The 13,128-nt window shown below is 58.5% G+C and carries 13 protein-coding genes; 11 read left to right on the top strand and 2 right to left on the bottom strand.

The window, feature by feature from the left end; genetic code table 11:
* Positions 1-148: 148 nt before the first annotated feature.
* Positions 149-1,369: a CaiB/BaiF CoA transferase family protein gene (locus BFW87_RS12075; protein ID WP_078740030.1), complete on the bottom strand. Its 1,221-nt coding sequence runs from the start codon at positions 1,367-1,369 to the stop codon at positions 149-151.
* 12 nt (positions 1,370-1,381) lie between these two features.
* Positions 1,382-2,563: an acyl-CoA dehydrogenase gene (locus tag BFW87_RS12070; RefSeq protein ID WP_078740029.1), complete on the bottom strand. Its 1,182-nt coding sequence runs from the start codon at positions 2,561-2,563 to the stop codon at positions 1,382-1,384.
* Positions 2,564-2,720: 157 nt separating this feature from the next.
* Between BFW87_RS12070 and BFW87_RS12065 the strand changes: the two genes are divergently transcribed.
* From BFW87_RS12065 to BFW87_RS12015, 11 genes are all read left to right on the top strand, one after another.
* On the top strand, positions 2,721-3,620 hold the full coding sequence (locus BFW87_RS12065) for a LysR family transcriptional regulator (RefSeq protein WP_078740028.1): 900 nt from the start codon (positions 2,721-2,723) through the stop codon (positions 3,618-3,620).
* A gap of 452 nt (positions 3,621-4,072) precedes the next feature.
* Complete coding sequence (locus tag BFW87_RS12060) at positions 4,073-5,194, top strand: Re/Si-specific NAD(P)(+) transhydrogenase subunit alpha (RefSeq protein ID WP_078740027.1); 1,122 nt, start codon at positions 4,073-4,075, stop codon at positions 5,192-5,194.
* A gap of 15 nt (positions 5,195-5,209) precedes the next feature.
* The gene (locus BFW87_RS12055; RefSeq protein WP_003187417.1) at positions 5,210-5,530 is read left to right on the top strand and encodes an NAD(P) transhydrogenase subunit alpha; all 321 of its coding nucleotides are present in this window, start codon (positions 5,210-5,212) and stop codon (positions 5,528-5,530) included.
* On the top strand, positions 5,530-6,966 hold the full coding sequence (locus tag BFW87_RS12050) for an NAD(P)(+) transhydrogenase (Re/Si-specific) subunit beta (protein ID WP_078740026.1): 1,437 nt from the start codon (positions 5,530-5,532) through the stop codon (positions 6,964-6,966). The genes BFW87_RS12055 and BFW87_RS12050 overlap by 1 nt, the downstream gene beginning before the upstream one ends.
* Positions 6,967-7,203: 237 nt before the next feature.
* A complete protein-coding gene (locus BFW87_RS12045) occupies positions 7,204-8,697 on the top strand; it encodes an acetyl-CoA hydrolase/transferase family protein (protein ID WP_078740025.1) in 1,494 nt (497 codons plus the stop codon).
* 318 nt (positions 8,698-9,015) lie between these two features.
* Positions 9,016-9,231 carry a DUF1127 domain-containing protein gene (locus BFW87_RS12040; RefSeq protein WP_048721398.1) on the top strand — a complete coding sequence of 72 codons (216 nt, stop codon included), beginning with the start codon at positions 9,016-9,018 and terminating at the stop codon, positions 9,229-9,231.
* A gap of 262 nt (positions 9,232-9,493) precedes the next feature.
* The gene (locus BFW87_RS12035) at positions 9,494-9,676 is read left to right on the top strand and encodes a DUF1127 domain-containing protein (protein ID WP_078740024.1); all 183 of its coding nucleotides are present in this window, start codon (positions 9,494-9,496) and stop codon (positions 9,674-9,676) included.
* 159 nt (positions 9,677-9,835) lie between these two features.
* Positions 9,836-10,156, top strand: a complete 321-nt coding sequence (locus BFW87_RS12030; RefSeq protein WP_078740023.1) for a DUF2388 domain-containing protein — start codon at positions 9,836-9,838, stop codon at positions 10,154-10,156.
* Positions 10,157-10,262: 106 nt separating this feature from the next.
* A complete protein-coding gene (locus tag BFW87_RS12025) occupies positions 10,263-10,571 on the top strand; it encodes a DUF2388 domain-containing protein (RefSeq protein ID WP_078740022.1) in 309 nt (102 codons plus the stop codon).
* 39 nt (positions 10,572-10,610) lie between these two features.
* Complete coding sequence (locus tag BFW87_RS12020) at positions 10,611-10,931, top strand: DUF2388 domain-containing protein (RefSeq protein ID WP_078740021.1); 321 nt, start codon at positions 10,611-10,613, stop codon at positions 10,929-10,931.
* Complete coding sequence (locus tag BFW87_RS12015) at positions 10,928-12,889, top strand: DUF7844 domain-containing protein (protein WP_078740020.1); 1,962 nt, start codon at positions 10,928-10,930, stop codon at positions 12,887-12,889. The genes BFW87_RS12020 and BFW87_RS12015 overlap by 4 nt, the downstream gene beginning before the upstream one ends.
* Positions 12,890-13,128 lie beyond the last annotated feature (239 nt).

The following is a 13,128-nucleotide window of genomic DNA, read 5'->3' as shown; positions in this document are numbered from 1 at the left end:
TCCGTTTCGACTGCGCCGGAAGTGGGGCGAATTATAGACTTCCAGAATCTGCCGTCAACCCTTAATTTTGCTTTTCTATCAATTAGTTAGGATTGATCAAAAAACCATCAAGAACGCCCACCAAAGCTCTCTATATAGAAGAGGGCCGCTAGATAACACCCAGCTCTCTTAAGGCGGCCACATTGGCAGCCTCCAACCCCAACACGTCCTGCAGCACTTGAGCCGTGTGCTCTCCCAATAAAGGTGGCGCACTACGGTATTCCACAGGCGTCTTGGACAACCGTATCGGGCTGGCGACCTGAGGCACCATTCCCGCCAGCGGATGCGGCAAGGCCATTGCCAACCCACGCGCCTTGACCTGAGGATCGGCAAACACCTGCGCCAGATCATTGATCGGCCCACAAGGCACACCCACTTGTTCCAACTGCGATACCCACTCCGCCGTCGTCTTGAAGACTGTCGCCTGGCGAATCAAAGGAATCAGCTCCGTACGGTTGGCCACCCGCACCTTATTAGTAGAGAAGCGTGGATCGTCCGCCCACTGAGGTTGCCCAGCCACCTCAGCGAACTTTCGAAACTGACTGTCGTTACCGACGGTAAGAATGAAGTCGCCGTCCGCCGTAGGAAAATCCTGATAGGGCACGATATTCGGGTGCGCGTTACCCAACCGTTTCGGCGACACACCCGTCGTCAGGTAATTCATCGCTTGGTTAGCCAGGCAAGCCACCTGCACATCCAGCAATGCCATATCGATATGCTGCCCACCACCGTCATGATCTCGATGAGCCAACGCCGCCAAAATCGCTACGGTCGAGTAAAGCCCCGTCAGAATGTCAGTCAACGCGACTCCGACTTTCACCGGCCCGGCACCCTCATCACCCTCAGGTCGACCGGTCAGGCTCATCAGCCCACCCAAACCCTGAATCATGAAGTCATAGCCCGCACGCGTCGCATAGGGCCCGGTCTGACCAAAGCCTGTGATCGAGCAATAGATCAACTCCGGGTTGATCTCCTTCAGCGAGTCATAATCCAGCCCATACGCCGCCAGACCACCCACCTTGAAGTTCTCGATCAGGATGTCGCACTTGGCCGCCAGATCACGCACCAGCTTCTGCCCCTCAGGGCGAGTAAAGTCGATAGTCACCGACTCCTTGTTGCGGTTGGCCGACAGGTAATACGCCGCCTCACTGGTATTCTCACCATAGGCATCCTTAAGGAAGGGTGGCCCCCACGCACGCGTGTCATCGCCATTACCCGGTCTCTCGACCTTGATGACCTCAGCCCCAAGGTCCGCAAGAATCTGTCCGGACCAAGGGCCCGCCAGCACTCGCGATAAATCCAGTACCCGCAGATGTGAAAGCGCGCCCATGCCGTGCTCCTATTAATAGAAAGCCTGAAGACCGGTTTGCGCCCGCCCGAGAATCAAGGCGTGCACGTCATGGGTACCCTCATAGGTATTCACCACTTCCAGGTTGACCAAGTGACGCGCAACCCCGAACTCATCGGAGATGCCATTCCCCCCCAGCATGTCACGCGCCATACGCGCGATATCCAGCGACTTGCCACACGAGTTGCGCTTCATGATCGAGGTAATCTCAACCGCCGCCGTTCCTTCATCCTTCATCCGCCCCAAACGCAGGCAGCCTTGCAAGGCGAGGGTGATCTCAGTCTGCATATCCGCAAGCTTCTTCTGGATCAGTTGAGTAGCCGCCAGCGGACGACCGAACTGCTGACGATCCAGGGTGTACTGGCGAGCGGTGTGCCAACAGAACTCGGCGGCGCCCAGAGCACCCCAGGAGATGCCATAACGCGCCGAGTTCAGGCAGGTGAAAGGACCCTTCAAGCCACGCACATCCGGGAAGATGTTCTCGTCCGGCACAAATACGTTGTCCATCACGATCTCACCGGTGATGGAGGCGCGCAGGCCGACCTTGCCGTGAATCGCCGGAGCGCTCAGCCCCTTCCAGCCTTTCTCCAGGACAAACCCGCGAATATCACCGGCATCGTCCTTACCCCACACCACAAACACATCGGCGATCGGGCTATTGGTGATCCACATTTTAGCGCCAGTCAGGCTGTAGCCACCGTCCACCTTGCGAGCGCGCGTGATCATCGCGCCCGGATCAGAGCCGTGGTCAGGCTCAGTCAGGCCGAAGCAGCCGATCCACTCACCGGAAGCCAATTTCGGCAGGTATTTCTGCTTTTGCGCCTCGGTGCCAAATTCATTGATAGGCACCATGACCAGCGACGATTGCACACTCATCATCGAGCGATAGCCAGAGTCCACACGCTCAACCTCACGGGCGATCAAGCCGTAGCTGACGTAGTTCAAGCCGCTGCCGCCGTATTGCTCCGGAATCATTGCGCCCAACAGGCCGATTTCGCCCATTTCCCGGAAAATCGCAGGGTCGGTCTTTTCATGGCGGAAGGCTTCGAGCACACGCGGCGCCAGTTTGTCCTGGGCGAACTGCTCAGCGCTGTCGCGCACCATGCGCTCTTCTGCGGTGAGCTGTTGATCCAGCAGCAGCGGATCGATCCAGTTGAAGCTTGCCTTGCCAGCCATGAATAAGTCCTCGCGAAGAAAATCAGAAGTCGTGAAAGCAGACTAGGCCGGGGAGGCGAAGAGGGCAAACGAGGTTTGTGCATAGCATTGTGCTAATTTCTCACTCCGAAAGAGCCGAAATCAGCAGATATGCATTTATTGAGTGAGGACAAGATACATGCGCAGAAAAATTCCCAGCACCACCGCCCTTGTCAGTTTTGAGGCTGCGGCCCGCCACGAGAGCTTTACCAAGGCAGCGCACGAGCTTTCCATCACTCAAGGCGCGATCTGCCGACAAATTGCGAGCCTTGAGGAGTTTTTGAGTGTCGAGCTGTTTCGCCGGTCACGACGCGGTGTAAAACTCACCGAAGCCGGCCTGTCTTACAGCCGTCGCGTGGCCATGCAACTGGACGCCGTAGAGCGCGACACCTTGTCAGTGATGGGACAGCAAGGCGCCAGCGTTATCGAGCTGGCTGTAGTCCCCACCTTCGGCACCCAATGGCTAATCCCCCGGCTCAAGGACTTCCAGGGCAAACACCCGGAAGTCACGGTCAACCTCACCAACCGCACACGTCCCTTCCTGTTTGCCGACACTGAGTTCGACGCGGCGATCTACTTTGGTGATGCCGACTGGTCAGGCACCGAATCCCACCGGCTGATGGGAGAAAACCCCGTGCCCGTGTGCAGCCCTCGATTACTGGGGACTCGAGCCTACTTCAACCCTCTGGAAATAGCAGAGCTGCCATTGCTGCAACAAACCACGCGTCCTTACGCCTGGCGCCAGTGGTTCAACGCCCGGCAACTGGACGTGCCTCGCGACATGACAGGCCCTCGTTACGAGCTATTCTCGATGTTGTCCCAGGCAGCCATGCATGACATGGGGATCGCGCTGATTCCACCGTTCTTTATCCAGCGCGAGCTGGACGAGAAACGCCTGGTGATCGCACATCCCGAAGCACTGACCAGTTCGAAGGCTTATCACCTGATGATTCCGGAGAGAAAGGTCGAGTCGGCATCATTACACGCCTTCAGAGACTGGTTGACTGACCAATCGCAACGCTACAGCCCAAGTATTTAAAGGACTCAAGTGTTTTATTGACCCTGTAGTCAGATATATTTTAATCCTACAGATATACGTATATGTCGCATTTCAACCAACTGTATCTATCACACAAAAATACCGCTCAAAGCCATGATTTTCATGGCTTGTAGCGACTATAACCTGCCCATGTACGACCATTCACACCAGCGATTGAAAAACCGGCTATAAACACCTGTAAGCCTTTAAATACCTGTATTTAAAGCGGTTATTTCAAGGTGTTGCGACAATCAGTCACAGGGTGACTTGTAGTTAATTTTTCGTCACCCGTCATAATCCCTTGATGGCCGTAAAGTTCGCCTGCAAAATGCCGCGCCCCGCTGTCATTTCAGCGGGATCGTGCTGATCGGTCGCCCCAGATGCGCCACTCACGGTGCACTGGCCTTTTTACAAAAAGATCAAAAGCAAAAAGATCATGCAGGAGATTTGACGTGCACATTGGTGTTCCTCTCGAAACCCAGACCGGTGAAACACGGGTGGCTGCCACCCCGGAAACCATCAAGAAACTGATCGGCCAGGGCCATAAGGTCACTGTTCAAAGCGGCGCAGGCATTAACGCCAGCATCGTCGACAGTGCCTATGAAACGGCAGGCGCAACCATTGGCAGCGCCAACGATGCGTTTGGCGCAGAGCTGATTCTCAAGGTAGTTGCCCCCAGCGACAGCGAGCTTGCGCTGATCAAAAGCGGCACCGTACTGGTGGGCATGCTCAATCCGTTCAGCAACGAAACCATCACCAAGCTGGCCGAACGCGGCATTACCGCTTTCGCCCTTGAAGCTGCACCACGTACGTCTCGGGCACAGAGCCTGGATGTGTTGTCCTCCCAGGCCAACATCGCTGGCTACAAGGCCGTGTTACTCGCCGCCCATCACTATCCGCGCTTCATGCCGATGCTTATGACGGCTGCCGGTACGGTCAAGGCTGCACGCGTGCTGATCCTCGGCGCCGGCGTCGCAGGCTTGCAGGCGATTGCGACAGCGAAACGTCTGGGTGCCGTGATCGAAGCGTCTGACGTACGCCCGGCCGTGAAGGAGCAGATCGAGTCCCTCGGCGCCAAGTTCGTCGACGTGCCTTACGAGACCGATGAAGAGCGCGAATGCGCCGTCGGCGTTGGTGGTTACGCCCGCCCGATGCCGAGCAGCTGGATGCAACGCCAGGCCTTGGCCGTGCACGAGCGCGCCAAGCTTGCCGACATCGTCATCACCACCGCACTGATCCCGGGCCGCAAGGCACCGACGCTGCTGAGTGCCGAAACCGTCGCGCAAATGAAGCCAGGCTCGGTGGTCATCGACCTCGCTGCTGCCCAAGGCGGCAATTGCCCGCTGACCGTTGCAGACCAAACCGTGGTGGAGAACGGCGTGATCATCTGCGGCCCGACCAACCTCGCCGGCGCTGTCGCCGCCGACGCTTCGGCTTTGTACGCGCGCAACCTGCTGGACTTCCTGAAGCTGGTCTTCACCAAGGAAGGGCAGTTTGAAATCAACCTCGAAGACGACATCGTCGCCGCGTGCCTGATGTGCCGCGACGGCCAAGTCATCCGCAAAAACGCCTAAGCAGGGATTCAGACGATGGAAGAGCTTATCTCCCCCGGTATCTACAACCTGATCATCTTTGTGCTGGCGATTTATGTCGGTTACCACGTGGTCTGGAACGTAACGCCTGCGCTGCACACGCCGTTGATGGCGGTGACCAACGCGATTTCCGCAATTGTGATCGTCGGCGCCATGCTGGCTGCTGCCCTCACCGTGACCCCACTGGGAAAAACCATGGGCACCCTGGCCGTGGCCTTGGCGGCGGTGAATGTATTCGGCGGCTTCCTGGTCACCCGCAGGATGCTTGAGATGTTCAAGAAGAAAGCCCCGAAAGTAAAAGAAGAGGCGCCGAAGTAATGAGCATGAATCTGGTAACGACGCTGTATCTGATCGCGTCGATCTGCTTCATCCAGGCCCTTAAAGGCCTGTCGCACCCGACCACTTCGCGTCGCGGCAACCTGTTCGGCATGCTCGGCATGGCGCTGGCGGTGCTCACCACCGTAGGCCTCATCTATAAGCTCGGCGCCGAACTGGCGACTGCTGGTATCGGCTACGTGATTGTCGGCCTGCTGGTCGGCGGCACTGCCGGGTCGATCATGGCCAAGCGCGTAGAAATGACCAAGATGCCGGAGCTGGTCGCCTTCATGCACAGCATGATCGGCCTGGCGGCGGTGTTTATCGCCATCGCCGCGGTGGTCGAGCCGCAGTCGTTGGGCATCGTCAAACATCTGGGCGACTCGATTCCAGCAGGCAACCGCCTTGAACTGTTCCTCGGCGCAGCCATCGGTGCAATCACCTTCTCCGGTTCGGTGATCGCCTTTGGCAAGCTGTCGGGCAAGTACAAGTTCCGCCTGTTCCAGGGTGCCCCCGTACAGTTCGGCGGCCAGCACAAACTGAATCTGGTACTGGGTTTGGCGACGCTGGGCCTGGGCCTGGCGTTCATGTTCACTGGCAACCTCACAGCCTTCGCGCTGATGCTGGCCCTGGCCTTCGTGCTGGGCGTGCTGATCATCATCCCGATCGGCGGCGCGGACATGCCGGTAGTCGTGTCGATGCTCAACAGCTACTCCGGCTGGGCAGCGGCGGGTATCGGCTTTTCGCTGAACAACTCGATGCTGATCATCGCCGGCTCGCTGGTGGGTTCAAGCGGCGCGATCCTGTCTTACATCATGTGCAAGGCGATGAACCGCTCCTTCTTTAATGTACTGCTGGGTGGTTTCGGCAACATGGCGGACGCCGGTGCAGCGGCAGGTTCGAAGGAAGCACGGCCGGTGAAGTCCGGCTCTGCGGACGACGCAACCTTCCTGCTGACCAACGCCGATACCGTGATCATCGTTCCGGGCTACGGCCTGGCGGTAGCGCGGGCGCAGCATGCGCTTAAAGAACTGACCGAAAAGCTGACCCATCGCGGAGTGACCGTGAAGTATGCGATCCACCCGGTGGCGGGTCGCATGCCGGGGCACATGAACGTCCTGCTTGCCGAGGCCGAAGTGCCTTACGACCAGGTGTTCGAGATGGAAGACATCAACTCCGAATTCGGCCAGGCCGACGTGGTGCTGGTTCTGGGCGCGAACGACGTGGTCAACCCGGCGGCGAAGAACGATCCGACCTCGCCGATTGCCGGCATGCCGATCCTCGAAGCGTTCAAGGCCAAGACCATCATCGTCAACAAACGCTCCATGGCCAGCGGCTATGCGGGCCTGGATAACGAGCTGTTCTATCTGGACAAGACCATGATGGTCTTCGGTGATGCCAAGAAGGTCATCGAAGACATGGTCAAGGCCGTCGAGTAACACTGCTTCAGCGCAATACAAAAAACCCTGGCCTCCCGTAGGCTGGGGTTTTTTTATCGTTCCCATGCTCCGCGCGGGAATGCATCCAGGGACGCTCTGCGTCCCGCTGTGCACACACATATGAAACCCGACCAAAGGCTCTAAATCGCACCCCGGCATTCGACCATGGTAGCGGGCCGAAATTTTTTGAAATCACTAAACTGCGCACCTTGCTTCCGTAGCCTGAGATAACAATCCATGTACCGTGATCGTATCCGCTTGCCTTCGTTGTTGAACAAGGTCATGAGCGCGGCAGACGCCGCTGCACTGATCGAGGACGGCATGACCGTCGGCATGAGCGGCTTCACCCGTGCCGGTGAAGCCAAGGCCGTCCCCCACGCCCTGGCCGAGCGCGCCAAGACTTCGCCGCTGAAAATCACCTTGATGACCGGCGCCAGCCTGGGCAATGACCTGGACAAGCAACTGACCGAAGCCGGCGTGCTGTCCCGGCGCATGCCGTTTCAGGTCGACAGCACGTTGCGCCGCGCAATCAACGCCGGCGAGGTGATGTTTATTGATCAACATTTGTCCGAAACCGTCGAGCAACTGCGCAACAACCAGCTCAAGCTGCCGGACATCGCGGTGATCGAAGCCGTCGCCATCACCGAACAAGGGCATATCGTGCCGACCACCTCCGTGGGCAACTCGGCCAGTTTCGCGATTTTCGCCAAGCAGGTGATCGTCGAGATCAACCTTGCGCACAACCCGAACCTGGAAGGGCTGCACGACATCTATATCCCGACCTACCGGCCGACACGCACGCCGATCCCGTTGGTGAAAGTCGACGACCGCATCGGAAGCACCGCGATTCCGATCCCGCCGGAAAAGATCGTCGCCATCGTCATCACCAACCAGCCCGACTCCGCCTCGACTGTGACGCCACCGGATGCTGATACCCAAGGCATCGCGAATCACCTGATCAACTTCCTCAAGCAGGAAGTGGACGCCGGGCGCATGACCAACAAGCTCGGCCCGCTGCAGGCCGGGATCGGCAATATCGCCAACGCGGTGATGTGCGGCTTGATCGAATCACCGTTCGAAGACCTGACCATGTATTCGGAAGTGTTGCAGGATTCGACGTTCGACCTGATCGACGCCGGCAAACTCAGCTTTGCCTCCGGCAGCTCGATCACTCTGTCAGAGCGGCGCAATGCCGACGTGTTCGGCAACCTGGAACACTACAAAGACAAGCTGGTGCTACGTCCGCAGGAAATCTCCAACCACCCTGAAGTGGTGCGACGTTTGGGCATTATCGGGATCAACACTGCATTGGAGTTCGACATTTACGGCAACGTCAACTCCACGCACGTCTGCGGTACGCGAATGATGAACGGCATCGGCGGTTCCGGGGACTTCGCGCGCAATGCGCACTTGGCGATCTTCGTGACGAAGTCGATTGCCAAGGGCGGCGCGATTTCCAGCGTAGTGCCGATGGTCAGCCATGTTGACCACACCGAGCATGACGTCGACATCCTCGTCACTGAAGTCGGCCTAGCCGATCTACGGGGCCTGGCGCCACGCGAGCGCGCACGCGTGATCATCGACAACTGTGTGCACCCCGCGTACCGCGACGCCCTGAACAGTTACTTCAATGCGGCCTGCGCCATCGGCGGCCACACCCCGCACATCCTGCGCGATGCCCTGAGCTGGCACATTAACCTGGAAGAAACCGGGCATATGCTCAAGGCGTGATTGATACAGATTCGGGCTGATGCAAACACAGTTTCATCAGCTCGGCATCTTAACGGCCAGATCTGTAAAAAACTGTACTGCTGTACCGGTCTTTTCCTAGCGAAATATCCTACTCCCTCTGTCGAAAATGCCTATTTCGCACTATTACAGTGCGGACAGGTACAGTTGCCCCATTTCCGTACAGTACAGCCGCTATAAACAGTTAACTGGGCCCTCACAATACAAGTGAACTGTATCTGGAGAGTCTTGTGCTGGAGGAGGATCATTGGCATCAGTTAAACCACTACCTAATCCCGCCACAAGCGGAAGGATGTCACCATGGAACGTACACTCAGTTCCGATCTGTTCTTCGAAGAAAAAGCTGTAAACACCCAGGCTTCCATGCCTTTGCGCGTTCTCGCCAACCTGATGTTGTGGCAGCGCCGCATCTCCAGCCGCCATCAATTGGCCCGTCTGGATTCGCGTCTGCTGGCTGACGCCGGTATCAGCGAAGCTCAACGCTACGAAGAGCTGAGCAAGCCGTTCTGGCGCTGATTCAGCGCTCGCTGGCCCTGACCTGACGGGTCCACTGCCAGCAACCTGATTTGTCAAAACAAAGCCCGCCCCGGGAAACCGGAGGCGGGCTTTGTTGTTTCCGGCATCCGGATTTCAAGGCCCAAACAGATCCATCGCGCAAGGATAGGTACAGTTTCAAAAACATAACAATTAATAGGTACAATTCTACATTGGTGTATCTGTATCGGTTATGGCAAGCCGCTCAAGATGGTGTTCCAGGACTTCACGAAAGGCGCTCACCATGACCACACCGCTCTTACTCCCGCGTTTGCTGGGCCGTGCAGCCCGTGTTTGGCTCAGATGGGTGCACCACGCGCATGAACGTCGCCAACTGGCGCAACTCAATCCCCGCGAACTGTCCGACGCCGGTATCACCTCGGGCGAGCGAACGGCGGAGTTGTCCAAGCCTTTCTGGCGTGACTAACCCGCCAAGAGACTTCCCGAACGGATAAACGGCAGCTTAAGATCCACTCACCACGTGGCGAACCTTGTAGAACGGGCGTCTGATGCTCAACAGCAATAATGCCCGTTTCACAGTGGCCGCTTTGCGCCGCTTTATTCGTTCATCTACAGGAGTCATTCCATGTCCCGTCTTCGCCTGCTGAGCGCTGCCGCCTTGTTGGCCGTAGCTGCCAACGCCAACGCGAGCAGCTTCCTTGTGACCACCGACTCCATCGTCGGCGCACTGAAAGCCACTTCCGATGCCAGCTCCGATGCCACGTCGTCCCTGCGTGACAACAAAGTCGTCCAGGCCGCCCGTGACGATGCCGCCAGTTTTGTCGCCAGCGAGGGCGCCATTCGTGGTGTGAAACTGGAAAGCGCCCTGGCGCAGATCCGCCAACAAGCACCGCAACTTAACACCGCCACTGACGCGCAACTGGCCCAAGCCATTCTGGCTATCTGAACGGCAGATGAAATTTGGAAGCGCCAGCCGCTTCCAAATGTGTCAACGCTGGCCCTCACCGGGGCATTAGGCTAGCCTTGGCGCTCGCTTTCAGTTGTCGAGTCCCATGGCTTTTTCATACCGCCTATTGATCGTTCCCGTGCTGCTTTCCATGTGCTGGTCACCCATGGCTTCGGCCTTTGACACGAGCACCCAGAGCACCGTCATCAGTGTGTATGCCACCAGCAAGGTGACCTCTGCGCCTTTTGACAAGAAGTTGATACTGGCCGCCAAGGATGATGCCGCAGCGTTTATTGCCACCGATGGTCAATGGCGGGGCGCTCGACTCGAATCCGCGCTGGATTACCTGCGCCGCACCCAGCCAAAACTTCATGCTGGCGACCTTGAACTGGCGCAAGCAATTCTCGTCCAATAATCATCGTGTATTTCCATCTTTGTATTCTGGAGTTATTCCATGCGTAGCCCGCTGATCGCCGCCGCTCTCGGCCTGCTGTTGTTGGCCGATGTTGCCCACGCGCAAACCTTGAAGGCCACCAGTAACATCATCGTGCGTGCCTCCGCGCGCACCATTGATTTCACCTCGGACACCACCACCTCGATCCGCGACTCCAAAGTCGTGCGCGAAGCCCACGACGATGCCGCGAGCTTCGTTGCCTCCGATGGCCAAATCCGTGGTGCGCAACTCGAAGCTGCTTTCGACACCCTGCGCACCCGCGTGCCGGAAGCCCGCGACGCCAGTGACCAGACCCTCGCTGAAGCTATCCTCGCACTGTGAGGCGACTGTTCGCCTGGCTACTGGCCGGGACTGTGCTGCTCTGTGCAGGCACAGCCCAGGCCAGCCTGCACCTGCGGCTCAAGACCGAGGGCTTGAGCCCGGCGCAACAGCAGGCCAGCCAGGCATTGCTCGATGAGGCGATGCGCTCGTTGCCGCCGCGCTTTATCGAGCAACTGGACCGCACCATTGATGTCGGCTGGACCGACAAGATGCCCGAAAATGCTTACGGCCAGGCCTCCCTGGTGTCCGAGCTGGACCTCAATCAAAACCTGCTCGCCAGCCTGACCGATGGCAGCGCCGCTACCCAGAAAACCAATCGCCCCCACGGCACCGTACGCCGCGAGATGCTCGCCACCGTGCTGCATGAACTGACCCACATCTATGACCGCGCGCGCCTGTGGACCAAAGAAGACCGCGCGCTGATCAACCGTTGCAGCCGCCAGAACAACATTACCGGCCTGATTGGTTTGCCCGATCAATGCCGGGGTCAGAATGACCGCCGCTTTACCCTCAGTGACGACCCGCGCCTGCTCGACCTCGCCGGCTGGCCGCAATACGTTGGCCGCCGCGGTGAGCGTGAGCAGAACAACCACCAGGTCGCCCGCAGCCCGGACATCTACGAAACCACCAGCCCGCTCGAATTCGTGGCGGTCAACATGGAGTATTTCCTCCTCGACCCAAGCTACGCCTGCCGCCGCCCCTCGCTGTTTCGCTATTACAAGGACCATTTCGGCTGGGCGCCGCCGGAACAGGACACCTGCGCCAAGACTTATGCGTTCCTCAACGCGGGCAACGATTTCGCGAAGACCCCGCTGGGCCAGATTGACCCGGAGCGCGTCTATGAAATCGACTACCTGCTGGCTGAAGCCAACGAGAACCTGGTGAGCCGCTGGGGCCATAGCATGTTGCGCCTGGTGATCTGCGCACCCGGTCGCCCACGTGGCCCGGATTGTCGCCTGGACCTGGACCAGCACCTGGTGCTGTCCTACCGCGCCTTCGTCGGTGACGTACAACTGTCGAGCTGGGACGGCCTGATCGGCAAGTACCCGTCGCGTCTGTTTGTGTTGCCGCTGGCCCAGGTGATCGACGAATACACCAAGACCGAGCTGCGCGGGCTGGCCTCTGTGCCGCTCAAGCTTTCGCGTCAGGAAATCAACGACACCGTCGAACATGCCGCCGAGATGCACTGGAGCTACGACGGCAATTACTTTTTCATTTCCAACAACTGCGCGGTGGAGAGCCTGAAACTGCTGCGCAGCGGCAGCGCCAACCCGCAATTGACCGGCCTGGACAACATTACCCCCAACGGTTTGCTGGAAGTCCTTGCCGCACGCGGCCTGGCGGACACCAGCGTGTTGAAGGACAAGCGCGAGGCGCTGCGCCTGGGCTACCACTTCGACTCGTTTCGCGAGCGCTACCAGGCGATGTTCGACGTACTGCGCAAACATCTGCCGATCAAACAAACCCGCGTCGAAGACTGGCTGTCCCTCAGCGCCGAAGAACGCCGCCAGTGGTTCAGCCAGGCCGACCTGCGTACCAGCGCCGCGTTGTTATTGCTGGAACAGGCCAGCTATCGCAAGCAATTGATGCTGGCCCAGGACGAAGTCAAACAGCGTTACCTCAATGCCCGCGAGTTGAAAAACGGCGGGATGGAGAAGGCCAACAACACGCTGCAACAAATCCTCGCCAATAGCGGCTTCCTCAGCCGCCCGGCGGAACTGCTCGGCAGTGGCGGCTACGGCTTGCCGCAACCGTCGGAATCCAAACGCCTGGAATCGGAAAGCGCGCAGCGCCAGAAGCAACTGCAATCGCTGACCGGCGACCTGGATAAAGAGGTGAGGGCGCTGCTGGATCCCGCACGCGCTAATGAAATCGCCGCCTGCGAGGCCAACCTCAAGCAGATGGGCGAGCATCTGCGAGCTTTGCACAAAGCGGCCGGCGGCCTTGAACTGCCCTGAAACCTGCTGCCGAACGCAGTCCAACTGTGGGAGCGGGCTTGCTCGCGAAAGCGCAGTGTCAGTTGATGCATCATCAACTGGCAGACTGCATTCGCGAGCAAGCCCGCTCCCACATTTATCTGCGTAAGCCTAAAGACCGTGTGTCCCCTGTTTTTCCAGCGAAAGCTGGCTGAAAGCTTCCCCGTCTAGGATCGCCCCCACTGCCGGCAAAAGACCGGCTGTTAACAACAACAATGGTG

The organism is Pseudomonas fluorescens (genome assembly GCF_002022275.1).
Classification (GTDB): Bacteria; Pseudomonadota; Gammaproteobacteria; order Pseudomonadales; family Pseudomonadaceae; genus Aquipseudomonas; species Aquipseudomonas fluorescens_AJ.
This window is presented reverse-complemented; position numbering and strand designations above follow the sequence as displayed.